This window comes from Anabaena sp. FACHB-83, from assembly GCF_014697485.1.
Lineage (GTDB): Bacteria > Cyanobacteriota > Cyanobacteriia > Cyanobacteriales > Nostocaceae > Nostoc_B.
On record NZ_JACJRY010000064.1, the window covers coordinates 1 to 19159 of the forward strand.

Annotated in this window: 11 protein-coding genes; 5 read left to right on the forward strand and 6 right to left on the reverse strand. The window is 40.9% G+C overall.

The features are described from left to right. Positions 1 to 616 precede the first annotated feature (616 nt). From H6G79_RS32930 to H6G79_RS32940, 3 genes are all read right to left on the reverse strand, one after another. A complete protein-coding gene (locus H6G79_RS32930) occupies positions 617 to 1363 on the reverse strand; it encodes an OST-HTH/LOTUS domain-containing protein (RefSeq protein WP_190594715.1) in 747 nt (248 codons plus the stop codon). Between the two features lie 408 nt (positions 1364 to 1771). After that, positions 1772 to 5581: an NB-ARC domain-containing protein gene (locus H6G79_RS32935; RefSeq protein WP_191049404.1), complete on the reverse strand. Its 3810-nt coding sequence runs from the start codon at positions 5579 to 5581 to the stop codon at positions 1772 to 1774. 145 nt (positions 5582 to 5726) lie between these two features. Beyond that, positions 5727 to 6164, reverse strand: a complete 438-nt coding sequence (locus H6G79_RS32940; RefSeq protein WP_190594717.1) for a hypothetical protein — start codon at positions 6162 to 6164, stop codon at positions 5727 to 5729. A gap of 602 nt (positions 6165 to 6766) precedes the next feature. Here H6G79_RS32940 and H6G79_RS32945 point away from each other — a divergent pair. Continuing rightward, positions 6767 to 7603 (forward strand): alpha/beta fold hydrolase, encoded by an 837-nt coding sequence (locus H6G79_RS32945; protein ID WP_190594718.1) that lies wholly within the window; start codon positions 6767 to 6769, stop codon positions 7601 to 7603. Positions 7604 to 8101: 498 nt separating this feature from the next. Here H6G79_RS32945 and H6G79_RS32950 read toward each other — a convergent pair whose 3' ends face one another. Further along, positions 8102 to 8419 (reverse strand): WD40 repeat domain-containing protein, encoded by a 318-nt coding sequence (locus H6G79_RS32950; RefSeq protein ID WP_190594719.1) that lies wholly within the window; start codon positions 8417 to 8419, stop codon positions 8102 to 8104. 394 nt (positions 8420 to 8813) lie between these two features. Here H6G79_RS32950 and H6G79_RS32955 point away from each other — a divergent pair, with 394 nt between their 5' ends. After that, positions 8814 to 9632 carry a tyrosine-type recombinase/integrase gene (locus H6G79_RS32955; protein ID WP_277877393.1) on the forward strand — a complete coding sequence of 273 codons (819 nt, stop codon included), beginning with the start codon at positions 8814 to 8816 and terminating at the stop codon, positions 9630 to 9632. Positions 9633 to 9668: 36 nt separating this feature from the next. Continuing rightward, complete coding sequence (locus H6G79_RS32960) at positions 9669 to 10331, forward strand: tyrosine-type recombinase/integrase (protein WP_190594721.1); 663 nt, start codon at positions 9669 to 9671, stop codon at positions 10329 to 10331. Positions 10332 to 10443: 112 nt separating this feature from the next. Here H6G79_RS32960 and H6G79_RS32965 read toward each other — a convergent pair whose 3' ends face one another. Then, the gene (locus H6G79_RS32965; protein WP_190594722.1) at positions 10444 to 13986 is read right to left on the reverse strand and encodes a plasmid replication protein, CyRepA1 family; all 3543 of its coding nucleotides are present in this window, start codon (positions 13984 to 13986) and stop codon (positions 10444 to 10446) included. Further along, on the reverse strand, positions 13986 to 14540 hold the full coding sequence (locus H6G79_RS32970; protein ID WP_190594723.1) for a hypothetical protein: 555 nt from the start codon (positions 14538 to 14540) through the stop codon (positions 13986 to 13988). Before H6G79_RS32970 ends, H6G79_RS32965 begins: the two co-directional genes overlap by 1 nt. Before the next feature lie 1326 nt (positions 14541 to 15866). Between H6G79_RS32970 and H6G79_RS32975 the strand changes: the two genes are divergently transcribed. Both H6G79_RS32975 and H6G79_RS32980 read left to right on the forward strand, forming a co-directional pair. Continuing rightward, positions 15867 to 17255, forward strand: coding sequence for an ATP-binding protein (locus H6G79_RS32975; protein ID WP_190594724.1), 1389 nt, complete (start codon positions 15867 to 15869; stop codon positions 17253 to 17255). A gap of 35 nt (positions 17256 to 17290) precedes the next feature. Further along, complete coding sequence (locus tag H6G79_RS32980) at positions 17291 to 19120, forward strand: protein kinase domain-containing protein (protein WP_190594725.1); 1830 nt, start codon at positions 17291 to 17293, stop codon at positions 19118 to 19120. Positions 19121 to 19159: the final 39 nt, after the last annotated feature.

Sequence of the window (19159 nt, forward strand, 5' to 3'; positions counted from 1 at the left end):
CATCCGGTATTTGAATGGTTAGTTGTGCCACGCTTGAAACCATTAACTAAGCTGTTCGCTCATAATTATGCTTTAAGTTACATTGTAATACAAGACTACAACACAAAATAAGAAACAATTATCTTTTGTCCGATAAAATCTCCGATTAAAATTTACGCAGAATTATTTTTCTATTAATTTTGTATAAATTTATATACCAGCTTCAGTGTTTAGAAGAGGCGCGATCGCCATACTCCAGTGTTCAAGTACCTCAAACCCTTGTTCTGGCGTTGGAAAAATTCTCGCTTGTCTGCAAACCCACATTTGGATAAGTTGGGGAGATACTGTTTTAAGCAATTTGATATTGCCTATTTCTTACTTACAAGTTGAAAGGCAGGTTCTGAAAGAGTTTTGAGAGCCAGTGTCGTGCATCGCTGTTGCGAAGTCGTAGCTTGAAAATGCGATCGCGTGGGGGAGATGAATGAAGCCAGAATCTAAAACCCAATCACTGAAACAGCTTTTCGCTTCTGCTCTGGTGTAACCTCCAGATGTGATCGCTTTTTGTGGACATCCTGATAAAAATTTGTAACATCTAAGGACAAATAAGATTAGAGCAATCACTTCGTGAAAGACGACGCTACAAAAAAGTTTTCGGAATTTTACTTTTATATAAGATAAATATGCTGCTCTGCTGGCTATCTTGACTCTCATCAATTTCAAATAAGGCAGATGTCTTCAAAACAGCTTTTAATGTCTTAATTCCATACTTCTTAGGCGTACACTCTGGGTCTTGACTCTTAATAAATTTTCCCGCTCTTCTCAGTGAAGTCATATCACCTATTTTGTCTGTGTTTGTTTCGGCTAAACGCAGTAATTTTACAATTTTTGTATTCTCCCATACTGTTTCAGATGGATTATTCAGATTTATATACTCAATGCCCTCAGAAATAATATGTGCCTTGAATTGCTCGTATAAAAGTTCAATTTTTAGGTTAGATTCGGCGTAATTTTCTCGAAGAAAAACAATTACACTAAATATAAAAAGTTTTAGTTGCTTATAAAATAAATTTGCCTCTTCGTACTGCGATTCTAAGTAAGTAATGCAAGTTCTACATCCCTCTTCTGTGCTTAATATATTCAAACCTTGCAACTCACCAAAATGATGAACAAGTTTGTTCCGCTCGGCAACAATCTCTCTTAATCTTTCGACAAAGTAATCAGTATTATAATCCGCAGACTCAATAAAGGCATTCATTAAAGTCCCTAGAGTCTTAGACTTAGCTGCTTCTTTGTACTTCCAAAAGCTATCGATACCCTTTGTACTAGCATCTGAGTGTACAAAAGGAAGAAGCACTTTTAAGCCTTTCTCAATTTGCTGAAACATTAATATATTTCGTCCTATTTTTCTTAGGACTTCATCGAATAACTCACGATACTCACTTTTCATTATCAAGGAGAAACTAACGAGCAATAACCAAGTAATTACCTTGAAGTAGTAGCATAAGATACTTGGAGTAATCACAAGCTACTGTAGAAAAAGTTTATATGTCAAGTTATATAAATTAAGTTTTTCTAAAAACCTTTACGTGAGTTCGACGGGGTAAATTGACTATGGTAGTAGGTTAAGGGTTCTATCACCACATCGACCAAAAAGCCACCACAGTAAAGTATTCAGGCTCAGATTAACCCGCAAGTGCGATCGCTTCAATGAGTGCCGTTCGTCACACATATAGTCGCGTTACACCTTTTGGCTCAAAGGTGTAATTTGATCAGAAAATCTCTATATTGTTCTTTAGCTCCACCAGCGTGACACATCTTGGATGGCAGAAGCTGTATCTTTTACTGCTTGCTCACCACCTAAAGCAAATATAACTGGAGTTAATATTCCCATCTCACTGAGTAAATCTTGGCGAGTGCGAAGAGATAAGATGTGAAGGTTATCTCTCCAGAGAGAAAAAAGCTGATTTTTTGGTAGCTGTGAAAGTTTGACAGTCAAACTACTTAGGGCATTGGTTCTACCCTCCCTAGACTGAAGTCTAATAGCAAGAGCGAGAGCCTCTGGTAACAACTCTGGCAGTTTATCAGCCAAACTACTTAGGGCTTCGATACGAGAATACTCAGATTGAATCTCCCTAGCAGCAGCAAGAGCCTCTGGTAACAATTCAAGTGGCAGTTTATTCGCCAAACCGTTTAAAGCTTTGGCGCGACTCGACTCATCCTGAATCTCCCTAGCAGCAGCGAGAGCCTCTGGTAACAATTCAGGTGGCAGTTTATCAGCCAAATTACTTAGAGTTTGGGCGCGAGAATACTCATTTTGAATATTCCTAGCAGCAGCGAGAGCCTCTGGTAACAATTCAGGTAGAAGTTTATCAGCCAAACTACTTAGAATTTGGGCGCGAGAATACTCATCCTGAATCTCCCTAGTAGCAGCGAGAGCCTCTGGTAACAATTCAAGTGGCAGTTTATCAGCCAAACTACTTAAAGCTTTGACGCGATTTGACTCATCCTGAATCTCCCTAACAGCAGCGAGAGTCTCTGGTAATAAATCAGGTGGCAGTTTAACAAACAAACTACTTAGAACTTCGATGCGAGAATACTCATTTTGAATATTCCTAGTAGTTGCAAGAACCCTTGGTAACAATTGTGGCAGTTTATCAGCCAAACTACTTAAAGCTTTGGCGCGAAAATACTCATCCTGAATCTCCCTAGTAGCAGCGAGAGCCTCTGGTAACAATTCTGGCAGCTTATCAGCCAAACTACTTAGGGCATAGGCGCGATAGACGTTAAACTGAATATTTCTAGCAGCAGCGAGAGCCTCTGGTAACAATTCTGGCGCTTTATTAGCCAAACTACTTAGGACTCCGGCGCGATAATAATCATTCTGAATCTCCCTAGCAGCAGCGAGAGCCTTTGGCAACAAATCAGGTGGGAGTTTATGAGCCAAACTACTTAGAGTATCGGCACGATCCTCCTCATCCTGAATATTTATAGCAGTAGCGAGAGCCTTTGGCAACAAATCAGGTGGGAGTTTATCTGCCAAACGTCTTAGGGCATAGGCACGATAATAATCATCCTGAATATTTATAGCAGTAGCGAGAGCCTCTGGTAACAATTGTGGCAGTTTATCTGCCAAACTTCTTAAATCTAGGACGCGATCACGAGCATCCGGATTTTTCCTAACAGCAGCGAGAGCTTCTGGTAACAATTCTGGCAGTTTAACAACTAAACTACTTAGGGCATCGGCGCGATACTTTTCAGACTTAATCTCCCTAGCAGCAGCGAGAGCCTCTGGTAACAATTCAGGTGGCAGTTTATCAGCCAAACTACTTAAAGCTTTGACGCGATTTGACTCAGACTTAATTTCCCTAGCAGCAGCGAGAGCCTCTGATAATAAATCAGGTGGCAGTTTATCAGCCAAACTACTTAGGGCATAGGCGCGATTTGACTCATCCTGAATCTCCCTAGCAGCAGCAAGAGCCTCTGGTAACAATTCTGGCAGTTTAACAACTAAACTACTTAGGGCATAGGCGCGATTTGACTCATCCTGAATCTCCCTAGTAGCAGCGATAGTCTCTGGTAACAATTCTGGCAATTTTACAGCCAAATTACTTAGAGGATAGATGCGGCTTGACTCAGACTGAATATTTCTAGCAGCAGTGAGAGCCTCTGGTAACAGATCAGGTGGCAGTAGAGGAACCAAACTACTTATGACACTGGCGCGATACCAGTCAGACCGAATCTCTCCAGCAGCGAGAGCCTCTGATAATAAATCAGGTGGCAGTTTATCAGCCAAACGTCTTAGGGCTTGGGCGCTATGCCACTCATCCTGAATCTCCCTAGCAGCAGCGAGAGCTTTCGAGAGTCCTAGTTTTTCTAGGTTTGGTGGCAAATGATTGACTAGCTCTGTAAGCAAGTTTGCTTTTTGTTCTGGATTCGAGCTTTGTAGCACGTAAGCAAGTCCTTGCTCAGGAGTCCACACATTTTTTTGAACTAAGGCAATCAGCAGTTCTACTGGTAAATTAGCTGCCAGACTATTAAGGGATGCAATAATCAAAGCATAGCGACACTGCAACCCAATAACTTGAGGCTGGGTTGTTTCAGTCCAGGAGTCTTCTGCCAATTGCCAAGCACGAGCAACATCAGCTACAAAGTTGGCAGTTTGTCCTAAGCGATCGCACGCCTCATACCAACCATTACCTCCTGCCGAGGTTTCCTCTTCTAAAAGTTGATGTATCTGCAAAAGTTGGTTTGCTTGTTGGAAATGCCAAGTTAAATGAGCATGAATATAACCATCGTCTTCCAGGGTATACCAAAGTTGATTTTGGGTTTTATTCTGGTATCTTGACAGCAAGTTCGTATGAGCTTGGAGTAAAGTTAAACCAATTCCTTTTGAAGGAGATGCTATCAGCAGACGGCGGGCAACATCATGTAGTAAATCATGAATTTTGTAGCTTTTCCACTCCTCACGAGCCACAGTTACAGGTGAGATAGACTGGAGCAGGGCATCATTCCAAAGTAATTCCAAATGTTCATTCGCTTCATCTGGTGACTGCATCTCCCAAAGCGTAACTGCCATTGGAGCAGCTATGGTTACATCTTCTGGCAATACTCCCAACCAGATAAAGTTTTCCCAAGCTCGTTCACTATACTCACGCAATACCTTCAGGCTCAAGTTAAAGGATGCTTCCAGAGTTGTTTCCTCCTTCTTGCGCGGCCCTTCTAAAACTTCTAGCCGTGCAACTTCTGCCTTCAAGTCTGTTTCCAGCTTCGCCCATGTAACTCCGCGTTTTACCCTAGCTGCTGCCAAATTGAGAGCAATTGGCAAGTATCCTACTGTCTCAGCAACTTGTAATGCCCCTTGTTTTTCTATCCCTTCTAGCTGTCGTTCTAAAAACTGGGAAAGTAATGCCAGAGACTCTTCTGGGGTCATTACATTCAATTGTTGCAAAGAAGCACCTACCTTATCAGCCACATCAGCCCGCCGAGAAGTAATTAATACTTGGGATTGCGAGCTTGCTACCAAAAACGGTTCTACATGGTCAGCTTCCCAGGCATCATCAACTACCAATAAAACTGCCTTGTCATGTAGTAAAGTTCGCAAGTGGGCGGAAGTTGCCTCTATATTGATGGCACGGAAATCATAGTCTCCCAAAGCTTGTACCCAGCCACTCAGCAAGGAGAGTATATCTGGTTCTTGCCCCAAGGTTGCCCAAAGTACGCCAGAAGTAAAATGTTTTTGAATACCTTTATCATGGGCAAGGGCTGTAGCTAAAATTGTCTTGCCTATGCCTCCCAAGCCATGAATAGCACTGATGAGTAAAGCACGAGTACCTGAAGAAGTATCTGCTAAGAGACGCGCTTTTAGCTCTAAACTGACTGAAGGTCGATCTACAAAATTACTGGGGAGACGTGGTGCTTGGAAAGGTCTGTCAATGGGGCGACGATAATTAATAGTCAGGCTACCTTCTACCACACCCACATTAATATTGTTGTCACCCTTAATTTTCTGGGCAACATTTTTATTGCCTGAAATTATTTGTTCAGTTTGATGTGATGTATTATAAGTTACATTGGGTAATATATCTTCAGGTATTTCATTCATTGCCAGAGTTCGCCTATGTTTTAAACGGCGGCGCTTTCCTGTGAAAAAATCAGCCAATTTTGACAGGAAACGCAATATTCGCCTTAGCAATTGTCTCAGGCATCTTCTCCGCATGACTTACGCTCTCTAACTCCTGGCTGTTTAACTAATTGATAGTTGCATCCCCACCTACTTTTCCAATTGTCTTATTACTATCACCTGTAACATTTTGCACCACGTTTTCATTACCTGTAATTGTTTGATGATAAGCGTTAACAACCTTTGAAATTACTTCGGAGTCTTCTGACATCAAACCAGCTATCTCAGCAGCTAAGGCTTTGTCTTCATCCAATAACTTTTTGAGTTGTTTTTGCAGTATATCCAAAGCATCTGCATCATTGGGAGAATTAGCCAACTCTTCTGCTGCTCCCTTTGCCATTGGCTTAGTCTCCACCTTTGGTTGCAATTTAGCCCAAATAGCTTTTGCCTTTGTCCATACATCCTCACCTAACTTTTGAGAGGCTCCTTCCACTGCCTTATTACCCACACTCATTAAAAATGGCAAACATGGTGTTAAAAATTTAACTAATATTGCTATATCCATTTGGTAACTTGTTTAACAGTGTTCTATTTACTAATTACCATATAGTCTTTGTTGCAAATTCCATAATCAAAGTAAGAAAATTACATTTAGTAGCTTTCCACTGACAAATATCCCGTTGTTGTGTAGACATTTCTTAGCAAGATGCAGAGAGATAGAATAATGCGCTACCAATAATTTGGGTAATTTATCTTATGGAAGCCTCTTATTATTTCAACTTATGAATCATGTATAATTACACGAAAGGGCTATTTCGTGGAATCCTGCCTCACAAAGATAGAAATCGCTCTGCACGTTAATTTACATCACCAGGTGCGTGTCTTTTATCAAACAGCGATCGCACTCTTGTGTCTGTTACCATTGCCGTTCAGCTATTACCCTAAACAACTTGCCCCAAGAATTTCTCAAAAATGTTAGTCCAATTGGTTTGGCATTTAATCACGATGAGCAGTCGTGTTGTTGCCCTTTCCTCGTTGCCGCTGTCGCTCAATTAGGGGTTGGGTATGGTTGAGAGATTACTTGTTGGTGTTTGAGACTAAGATAATTTTGAACAGATCGCTAAGAGTTGAAAATTAAAGTCCAAGTTACAGTTTGGTAAGGTTGAGATGAATCAAGCTGAACAATTGCAAGATCAGTATGTCAAAGTCGGCTCTGTAAATACCCGATATTGGCAAGCTGGAGATTCAGGTAGCACGGTCATTTTGCTTCATGGCGGTGGCGGTTACATTGAGTTGTGGAAGTACAATATCCTTGAATTAGCCAAACATCATCGCGTTTATGCGTTTGATATGGTGGGTGCAGGTCGCTCCGATAAACCCGATGCTGCTCATTACACCTTTGACTTCATGGCTCAGTTCACGCGAGATTTCATGAAGGTTTTAGAGATACCCAAGGCAAATTTGATTGGAACTTCTGCGGGTGGTGGAGTCGCACTCACTTTAACGTTGAACTTCCCACAATTAGTTGAGCGACTAATTCTGGTTGGCAGTGCGGGTCTTGGGAAAGAACTTAATTTTCTGCTTCGAGTTACCACAATTCCTGGTTTAGCTAAGTTGTTTAGTTCACCAAGTAAATCAGGTGTAGCGATGTTGTGTAAACAGGCAGTGTACGACTCAAAACTCATCACTGATGAATTTGTCGAAGAGTTTTATCAAATGGCAACGCTTCCTGGCGCAGCACAAGCAACATTAAATCTAGGTCGTTCAAACTTTAATATCTGGGGGCAATTCTATCACTCAATTGCTGACAAATTGCATACTATCGAGGTTCCGACCCTCATTATTTGGGGCAGACAAGATCCTATGGTTCCTGTAACCCATGCTCACAATGCCGTTAAGATTATTTCTCATGCTCAGTTGGAGATTATTGAAGAGTGCGGTCATTGGAGTCCGATTGAGCATCCACAAAAATTTAATCAGCTAGTTCTAGAGTTTCTATCGTGATTTTTGAATTGCTTCACGGTTGCCAGCTAGTAGTCTGCCAACAAAACTTTGCGTGGTGGACAGCAGAAGGGCTTCGGGGCAGAGGGGCAGGGGAGAAAGTACCTTCATTCCCCTCTGCTCCCCTGCTCCCCTGCTCCCTTGCTGCGTCTACACAGCAATTCTGGGTTGGTCTACTAGTTTATCAACGCCCCACCCAGCACTCCGCGTTGCCGCCTAATTGCAAGGAGTTCTTAAATTTTCTTAAATATTAATATCAGTTTTATATAGAAATAAATCTATGCTGTACCAGCAATAATTATTCAATTATTTATAAATTTTAGGGTTAGTCTGAAACCGAGTTAAGAAAAATTTGATAAATTGGCTTAATAGCCTTATTTGTTGAGAGTTTCAAGAGCCAATGCTGTGCAACTTCCTTGCTCGGTCGAAGTAAGCGAGATCGCTTGCTGGGGGTTGGAAAAGCTAGGGCGGTTTTTGGAGAATAGCTTTTCTAACATTTTGTTATTCTTCAACCAATCCCCAAATTTTAATTGTTCTGTCAATACTGTAGCTGGCAATAAATTCATAATCATTGCTCATAGCAATATAACCAATTGGTGCGGTATGCCCCTGTAATGTACATAGTTGACTGTTTAAAGCTAAATCCCAAACGATTATTTCGTTATTACCTGTAGAGTAAATTAAAATTCGACCATTTTTACTCATGAGGCAGGGTGCTGTTCCTCTTAAGGTATGAATGATGCGATCGCTCAAAAATTCCCAAACGCACACCTGATTTTCTCGTATCCCGCAAGCTAAGACTCGACAACTTAAGGGCAAAGACTTTTATACTCCGGCTCCTCCTTGGGTTGGTGATGAGCCTGGAGTTCATTCTACATTGAGTGCTGCTGCGTTCGCAGCCCAAGTATTTTTAAAGAAGAAACCTCAGCAATCGCTTGATATATCTTTATATATCTTTATATATCAAGTGTCTATTTCGCCAACAGCATCTGTTGATACTCACACCCCGTACCCAAAGTATGACTGTACCTGCTTGTTTGGCTGTAGATTACTTATCAAAATATAACTGTGCGGAATATAATTTTCTAGAAGATTTAGATCCGCAATGTCTACCAACTCTTTTACTTCATTGGTTTTGACGAGTACGCCACCTTTGATCCAACACCCGGCAATTATTTATCTCTCGACACTAAGTCCGGGATCGAAACCGACAATGAAGCACTCTCTCAACCTGATTGCTCAATTGCTCACTGAGCATCAAGCTGACCATCTGACTTTGAATTGGTCAGAATTACGCTACAAACACACCCTAGCTCTCCGCACCGCACTCATCCAAAAGTACGAGCCAGCAACAGTTAACCGAATACTATGCGCCTTAAGGGGCGTTTTGAAACAAGCTCTACACTCCGGGCTGATTCACCCGATTGATTATGCCCGTGCTGTTGACATCAAGAGTGTCAAAGTGCCAAAAGAATTAAGCGGAAGGGTGCTTAGTCAAGATGAGCTTGATGCTTTAATGCAGACTTGCTTTAGCGATCTCACCCCAGCAGGTTTTAGAGACGCTGCACTCATCGCTTTCCTTCGCGGTGCTGGTCTGCGACGGAGTGAAGTGGTTGGTCTGGAGCTAAAAGATTTGGCACATTCTGGAGACATCAAACTCCACTCCAGTCACCCAAGAGTTGATCGGATTGTTTATTTATCTCCAAGCGCGATCGCTATCGTTAATGATTGGATTGAAATCCGAACTCGCACACCCGGCCCCTTGCTATGTCAAGTCAATAAATCTGGGCGTGTAGTTCACAAACGGCTTACGCCCCAGGCAGTGTTATTTATTTTACACAAGCGGGGTGAACAAGCTGGTATCAAACCATTCTCGCCTCACGATCTGCGGCATACGTTCATTTGGGATTTGTTAAATGCTGGTGTTGATATTGTAACTGTACAGAGTTTAGCTGGACTTTCAACCCCTGCTCTCACTGCACGCTATAACCTTCGCACAGAGGATCGCTCTTGTCCCCCTAGACTGGGATAATCAGAAAACAACGGGGGTGGTAATTAAAGAGGCAAGTTGAAGATTGATCGGCACGGCAGAGCCAAAATCCTCACACCAGAAGAAATTCAACTTCTGTTCTCGCAGGGAGTAGACTCACTACGAGACAAAGCGTTATTTGCCGTGATGCTTTACACCGCTTGTCGAGCTTCGGAAGCAGTGACCCTGCTCAAGCGCGATGTGTATGACTCCAGAGGAAAAGTCAGAAATAAAATCACTTTTCGCAAAGGGAATACAAAAAATAAACTGGCTACCCGCGCCATACCTGTAATTCAAGAGTTGCGAATCAGGCTACAAGCATATCAACCGCGAGATGATTCACTGTGGCTATTTCCGGGAAATCCAGACCACTCCAGAGCGGGTAGCCACCTGCACCGAGATTCGGCACTGTGGATAGTGAGAGTAGCTTGTCAACGAACAGGAATTGAGGGCGTAAGCTCACATAGTTTTCGTCGCACAGCACTCACAACCATGAGTAATGCCGGAATTCCCTTAAGAGTAATTCAGGAAATTTCTGGACATCGCACCTTGGATGAGCTTTACAAGTATTTGGAGGTAAAAGAAGAACAAATATTAGGAGCGGTATCATCGTTATCACTGCTTGCCCCGGTTGAAGAAAACGACTTCGAGAAAACTGGGAAAGTCGAAGTGGTCAAAAAATCGGATCAGCAAAGGCATTAACCTCATTTTATTCAAAAAATAAATTTGCAAGGGGAAACAGTACAGTCAACGTAATATTGCTGAGAAAAAAGGTAATAAATTGTAATAGTAAGCCGTTAGCTTTGATAATAATTCAGCCCCCCTCCACTGGCAGCACCGCCTCAGAAAGCCAGTCATAAAACTGTGGAAATGCAAGAGCTAGAGCCTGCAATTCATCCGGTGCGATCTCATCCAATTCCAGCACCACTTCCCATCGCCAATCAGTCGTCCACCGCTTGAGAATTCCTTTGATAGCATCAAATCCTAGAGCAATACCAGAGCGAAGCATTTCTACACAATGAAGTAGGGCGGTGCGATCGCATTCAGAGGCAGGGGCGCAGGGGTGATGGGGCGCAGGGGTGAAAGATTCTTGCCCTTCTGCCCCCCTGCACCGAAGCCCCCCTACTTCTTTAGAAGCTGTAGTATCTACCCCCTCAACAAGGGAGTTTCCTATACCATTTGTCAGGGGGGTGGATACGGAGGGTGAACTCAGGTCTAACCCTTGCAAGGGCTGGGTTTGGATGTAATCAGCCCGTTGTTTCTGACGGTGAGCGATAACTTGTAATGCAAAATTTAGTTCTGATTTAGACAGAAAGAACAATTTTACTTGTTGTCCACGTTTTCCTTGTTTACGAAAATCTAAACTTAGCCCCAACTGCGCGACTAAAGTGGCCAACAACCAAATTGGTTGGCAATCACTTGGGATAGTAAACCCCAAAATTGCTTTAATGTGAGCAGCGCACTCTTTAGCTCTGCGGGTCATAAGTAATAGTTGTTCGTCGGCAGATGTAATTTCTTCTCCGGTGACTAATCTTTTGAGAATGTCATGTAGTCCTAAGTTGAAACGAGCTAACCATTTGGCGGAATAATTACTCCAATCCATGCAGAAAGGTAGTTTGTTTCTTTCTGCTAAGTCTTTGGCACTAACAAATTCTGGTGGTGCGGGGTATTGTTGGTTAGTTCGAGAATCCAGGATTGTCTCTTGGGATGAAGCTAAAATAGCCTCCAAAGATGCGATCGCACTGATTAATTTACCGCCGTTATCTTTCTCGACTAGAGATTCAGTGACTTCCATACCGTAGGAATCCCAAATACGGAACTTCTCACACTCGTAAGCCTCATCGGGAGAAAGATAATCTTTACTTTGCCGTGCGCGGTACTCACTTCTGGAGATGGTATTGGCTTTGGCGACAGACTGATGATGAGCAGCATCTAGAGCGTCAGCCGCATATTTTAAGGATTCCCAAGCCTCAACATCAAGATGATCTCCGGTAGGTACGATAGTATTGCCCATATCGGACAACAGCGATCTCAGATCAGCACGTAAATTATTGATGGATTGGTGACGAGAAGCTTGAATTTGACAGTAAGCGTCTAATGCCCAGTCTTTCTCAACCCCACGCTTACCTGTTTCACGGTCGATTTTGATTAAAAAAGCAGTAATTTCATTGGTTTGAAGTAGCCGTTCCTTAATTTTGGTAGGGTTGGTTTCTTTGTAGCCGAAGGGTGGAGTAGGAGCCACCCACACATGAATTGGCACTTTGGGACGATAACGCCACAGCTGTTGAGCGCATTCGGTGGCAGTTTGGCTCACGGCATGAAATACACCGAATACTAAATCAAAATGATATTGTGAGATGTCAACACCAGTACCCAGACTAGGCGAAGTTAGAAGTACATCTATATTCTTGACAGCGTTGGTAATGTCTTTGATAAATGCTACGTTTTCTTCAGAACCACTATTATCTGAATGAATCGACCAAATTCTCAATGGTGTAGTTTGGTTCGTGTGTGGGTGAGAAGGCGCAGATGATGGTTCAATACGTACAGTGAACATCCGTTCCAGTTTTTTGATGAACCGCTTTGAGTCAGACACCACCATGAGTTTTTGACTCATCATGATTGCCGCCGAGATTTGCGCCACCAACGCGGAAGAATCCATCCCCTCATACCAATAGATGGTGCGCTCTCCATTCTTCCATTCATTTTTGATAATGTATGGTTGCTCCCCAACGGGTCGCATGGACAGGAAAAAGTCGATGGTGATGTCGTCCATGTGAGCGTCAGCGATGACAACTAAAGGCGCATTGTAAACAATATGTTCTAATACGGACAATATCAGGGCGCGGTGTTCCTTACAAGTATTACTATGCAGTAGGTGTGTCAGGTATTGGCAAGTTTCGTCAATGAAAATGCAGCCATAAGCTAGGGCTTGGGTGTTTAACTTATATAAACTGTCGATGGTGATGCTCAATGCCTGTGCAGTAGCCATGCCAGCATAACCAAGGTCAGAATACATCAAGGTTTTCAAACGCTCTGCCAAGTTTTTCAGCAGATTCACCCGATGCCCGTTGTTGAGAAATCGTTGATCTGGGTGAGCATCTCGCCACCAACGCATTAACTCGGTTTTACCTGTTCCCATATCAGAAATCAGTACCACTAACCCAGTGAGTGGGAAGACAATACTTTTGGGTTGTTTATTCTGTCTCAATTTTTTGAGTTTGTAGCGAATTTTTCCGCGATGACCTGGGGGGATTTCCTCTGGTGGTGAGGGCTTTGGAAAATCCATTGCTTCCGGTTGTTGTTCTGTTCGTGAGACACATACTGTATGCGCTGGTGGGTTAGTTGCGGCTTTATCCTGAACTGCAACTGCTTGGGTCAAATATTTTGTATTGATCAGCGCATCTGGTCTATACTTTCTCAGTCCCCGGTGCTTGATGAGGAACGATTGCTGGTAATCCTTCAATGAGTGAGCATCATCTATAATTGCCGTCAGTAGTGCGTTAGCATCCTCACCTCTAGCAACCACAAAATCATCAACGCCTTTCTCCGGCCCTGACAGTAGTGCAACTTCGCAAACACAGCCAACAGCCTCAATCGCTTTACCAGTCCTTACAGTTGCTTGGTAGACCGACCAACGAGTTTTCAGTTTCGTCTCGTAGTCAAACAGGATCTGGAATTTCCGCCCAGGTTGTGCCAGTGGTAGTAGATCCGGATGCAGCCTTTCATCGAAATCCTTTTTACCTACTCGTCCGTTCCAAATCCCTGGCAGTGCGATCGCCACAAACCCCAAACTTAGCAAACAGGCCGCCTTCTTCTCGCCCTCGCAGAGAATAATCGGGATTTCTGGATGAGAGATTACCCATTCCCAGAACCGGAGCAAGTTGTACCTATCTTGTAAGCGTCGGGCTAACGGTGAATCATAGCGTTTAATGTTGTACCGCCGCGCTACCCGCTTCCAAATACAATCGGCAATATCAAAATAAGTGACACGGTTGGGGACTTTTGGGGGCGACTCATACTTAACCGACTTACCTTTAAGCCAATCAATGCGAGGGTTTGTCGGCTTGATGCGCCCCCACTCCATTGGTTTCCAGTCGTTGTACGGGTCAAGTGAAGCAATCCACATTCCCCCTGCCATTAAATGCAGATATAACTTCAACAGCCCATCCGTCACTCGCCCAGCGTTTTTTCTGGGGAGTGTAGGGGAGATGAATAGATAATCGTAAACTGTTTCTCCCTCAATATGGAAGAAGTTGCGCTCAATTAGTGCCGGATGAATGGCACTTCCCACCGTCAGTTCATGATACTCCGCTGCGGTGAGATTGTTGGGATATTCAATTGGGGATTGGCTCATTAAATGTAGCCCCCAATCCCAGCAAGAGAGAGTGAACTTGGCTTGACGGCATTGGAGTTGGGCTTGGCTATGGAGAAATTTGTTTGTGAGTTCTGCCTCCAGCACTCTTGCACAGTAGCACCCCTGTTGTACTGCTTCTGTTGAGTAAACAAGATGTGGGTACTGAACATTTCCCCAGTTTCTATGACTGTGCCAAACACAAAATCTTGCCAGGGTGCAACTAATAGCAACACTTCTGCAACAGGATCTAAATCTGGCAGGGTACTGGCTAGATGATTCTGTTTAATCAATATCTGCCGATAGTCATTTGTGTTCTCGGCAGCCAGCGCAACTGCTTCCTTGCACAGGTGCATACTATTTTCTTGATGCCAGAACCAATCCACTCTTTGTAATACTGTGGTTCTGGCTAAAACATTTTTAAACCGCGTTTCTAAAAACGAACTTATCAGTATTTCTTTCCATTGCCCATTCTGGCTGTCTGCGTATGGTACAGTTACCACTCCTGACAGTCTCACCCTGATCCCCTCTTGTATTGGGCGATCGCAATTTTTCATGATAGATTCCCCTCACTGTTTCATTTACAAGGTTCAGAGGGGGGTTATCCAGAATTAAAACTCAGTCAGCCAGAATTACTAAAACTTTGATCGCTACTATATGTGCGATCGCACTTCGTGTGTCTATGTCCTAAATTTCAAGAAGTGATAGTCTTGCAATGAAAATAGACCCATGAGCAAATCTGGCTCTGGTTTCTGAACTCTAGATTGATCTTGACTACGCTGCTCTTTACAAAAATTTACTTAAAAGAAATATAAATTTTTTGCCAAAATGCCAAAAACGTTCAGCAGAAACTAGCTTCACGTATACCTTTGTTCTATAATGGCATAAGTAAAGCAGCGTGGGCATCTTTTGACAAGTTAGTGGATAACAGCGACCAAACTATTCCCCACTTTCTACGTCATATCCTGATCAACCCCGCTCTAAAAATAGAATATTTTGTTGTTCAACTTCAGGCAAAGCGATACTCCTTAGTACGTTTTGCCTACATTTTTATATGTGCCTTGTTTTCCTCCACTTCTGGTTAGACGCATCGACAAGCTCGATCTTACAAAACTTCGCGTATTTTCGCATCTAGCAAGATTTTGATTGTTTACTCCCGTTACCTCCGGTTTGATGAATTTTTGTAAAGTTTGCCCTATTCGTTGAAAGCTTTTCTCAAGGCATCCTAAGTAAGGCAGTTAGTTACTTTTGATTAAATCGCTATAACTCTCTTCAGCAAGAAATCTATTGGAATTTTTCATACATAAACCCCTTGACGCAAAAACTCTTGAGGCTGTCAAAGAACTCGACAAAATAGTATTTCTTCGCTCTAGGAATATTTTTGATTTTTTGATCAAGCACAGCTAATTATTACATTTTGTTTTTTAATTTTTATCTCACCTCCAGATTTTGCTTGTGTGCTTAGGTTTGATTACATATAGCTGATTGCTTGATATCCTACTAATCAAGAATAGTATCATATACACCTATTCAAGTTCAAACTTTTAGGCTTAAACTTGGCAGTATAGAGATACATTAACAATTCTGGCTAGAAAAATCTACAGGCAAATACGATTAATCAAACAGGTTGTTGCTGCAAAAAGTTACACTTATTAATAAACAATTAACATGAGCAATTATTTTTACATATATTGGCTAAGTAAGCTTATCAAAAGAAAGAATTGGCAATTTGCAGAGTATTATATGCTACATAAGATATTCCAAGTAAAGAAAGTCTTATTCCAGGAAAAATAGATACTACCAGTCTCCAAATGGAGAATAATTAAGGTTTATTAAATAAAAGTTCAAACTTTTATTTGAAATCAAATACATAGAGATAAGTTATGGAAGTTAAAGAAGCGATTAGATTTATAAATGAATTGGTGTATGCAAAGCAAGGAAGATGGCTAGAAGAACCGGAAAAAATTGTTATTAAGGCAGCTTGGTTAGACCTAGAGTACAAAGAGATAGCAGATAATAGCCCCTATGGATTTGAGATATTACAGCGTCGTGTAGCTCCAAGCTTGTGGGTATTATTGACAGGAATTTTAGGAAATGGGGAAAAAGTTACAAAAAAGAAGCTTAAGGCGATTGTAGAACAACAAAACCATAACAAGCTTAGTAATACTAAGTCTGATTTTAAATTTTTAGATATTTTAGGAGGTAATCCCCCGGAAGTCGCTAAATTTTATGGTAGAAGTCCAGAATTAGCAATGCTGCAAGAGTTAGTCATTCGGGAAAAATGCGTGGCAGTTATAGGAGAAGCAGGAATTGGCAAGAGCGCATTAGTAGTTAAGTTACTTCAAGCTTTGGATATTCAAGATTGTTATTTCAATGGTTTTATTTGGAAATCTATTGGCTACAGCCCCTCTTTGTCTAGTTTAGTTACTGAATTTCTTAAATTAATATCGGAACTAGAAAATCAAAATTTTGATATCCCTAAAAGTAGTGAAGACAAAATAACGCTATTAATTGAGCGATTAAGATTAAAACCTTATTTAATAATTTTAGATTCAGCAGAGGCTTTACTACAAGGAGATAGAAATAAAAGTCCTAATCCTTATGGAGATGAATATATAGAGTATGGAACATTCTTTAGAAGAATTGTAGAAGCACAACATCAAAGTTCTTTAGTATTAATTAGCAGAAAACCATTTGTTGATATTACACGTTTACAAAATAAGGGGCAATCTGCTGTTGTGCTGAAAATTGAAGGATTGCGTAGAGACGCATTTGAAATTTTGCGCGATAAAGGATTAAAAGATGAACATAAATGGGGAGAATTAGTACAAATATATCATGGAAACCCTTTAGTTTTAAATATTGTTGCAAGTAAAATAAAACTATTTTTTAATAATAGTGTAGAAGATTTTCTTGCTTTGAATACAGTTTTATTAGATGATATTATAAAAGAGAACTTAGACGATTACTTTAAAGGTATAGGGAGACTAACAATTTTAGAAAAAGAAATTGTAATTTCGTTAGTTGAAGAAATGGAAAATAAACAGATTGATTTAATTTCAAATACCGAATTGTTAAGTTTGTTAAAAACAAAGGGAATAAGAGTAAGTACATCTGATTTTATTGATGCTATCAATGCTTTGATTGAACGCTTTTTAGTTGAACAAATACTAAATAATCAAGAGGAGTTAATGTTATATATACAGCCTGTAATTAAGAAATATATTTATACATATTGCCATCAGAAGCAAGGGAAATTTTCAATAATTTAATCAGTATAATACAAAAATAAAAGAAAGTTAAATGTGTGGCTTACTGTATCAATCCTAGTTGTAAACATCGCCAAAATCCAGACGATGTTCAAAAGTGTTTAAATTGTGGAACAGAATTACTAATAGATGAACGATTTCGTCTAATGAAACCATTGTGCTCTTTAGACTCTCGCCATAATACGGAAATTTTTGAGGCGGAAGAGAATGGTAAGCGCAAGGTAATGAAAGTTTTAAAGTCTTCAGATCCTAAAGCAGTTGAGTTGCTGGAGCGAGAAACGCTGACCCTGCAATTATTTGCTCATCCAGGGATTCCTAGAGTGGTAGATGATGTAATTAGTGTGACCCCCAATAATAGCACTCTTGAACTGCATTGTTTAGTAATGCAGTTCATTGAAGGGCAGAATTTAGAGGAATGGGTAGAAGAAAACGGGAAAATCTCTCAAGAACTAGCAATAGGTTGGTTGAAGCAGCTAGTAGAAATTATTGATGAAGTGCATAGAACAGGATATTTTCATCGAGATATTAAACCTTCTAACATAATTTTGCAACCGAATGGACAGTTGGTTCTAGTTGACTTTGGCGGAGTAAGAGAAGTAACAAATACTTATTTAGCGAAAGTCAGTGGAGTGGGTGGAAACGATATAGGATTGGGTGGAAATTATGAAATTACCGTACTTTACAGTGCTGGATACACACCTTTGGAGCAGATAAACGGTCAGGCAGTGCCACAATCAGATTTCTATGCCTTGGGAAGGACTTTTGCATACTTAGTAACAGGGATAGGATTAACTAACTTGCCAACAGATCAAGAAACAACAAGGTTGATCTGGAGAAATAAAGCCCCACAAATTGAGAAACCTTTAGCTGACTTGTTGGATGATATGATGGCTCCAGCCCCAGGGAAGCGTCCGGCAGCAGCTAAATTTATATTGCAAAGATTAGATAATTTGGAGATCCAATCCAAAATCTATCGAATTGTCAAAACACCAATATTTAAACTTAGTGCCAGTATTTTATTTATATTAAGCTTGTTGGGTATAAGCTATCTATCATTACCGTTAGTAGCAAATCATTACTTAGAGCAAGGAAAGAAAGCTCAAAAAGAAAACAGGTTATCGGAAGCTGAGAATCAATTTCAATTAGCAGTAAAACTGAAACCTAATACAAGGCAAGCAATCTCGCAATATTATTTAGAACAAGCAGATAGAAGAAATATTCCTTTAACTGACTCTAGAAAGTATTATGAATTAGCGATTAAATATAATCCAAAAAATGATGTAGCTTATAATAACTTAGCATTATTATGTCAGCAACTACATGATATTGATTGTGTAGAGAAGAACTATCAAGTATTATTTAAGCTGAAACCTAATTCATGGACAGGACACTATGGATTAGGAAGTTTTTATGATAATAACGGTGAATATAAATTGGCTATTGAGCAATATCAGTTAGCAATAGAAAGCAGTGAAGAAGCGATATATGCAATTAGTAATTTAGCAAGATTACAAGTTATAGAAGGGAAATATGATAAAGCGATTGCTTTAGTTGTACAGGGATTAAAGAAAACTCAAGAAACTGAATTGCAAGCAGCTTTATATAAAACTTGGGGTTGGGCGGAATTAGAGCAAAAGAATTATGTTCAAGCTAAAAAATATTTAGAAAACTCAAGACAATTATACCCAAGAACAGATACTTATTGCTTACTAGCACAAGTGCAAGAAAAAAATAATGCGGCTCAAGATGCACGACTTTCATGGGAGGCGTGTTTATTAGCTCAGTCGAGTTTGCCAGAGGTTCAGCAATGGCGACAACAATTTTTAGATCGTACTTTAGGAAAAGTCATACCGAAGTCTTCTCCTTAAACATAAAAGTTGTTCTTGAGTTCATGTAAGCTAACAGTT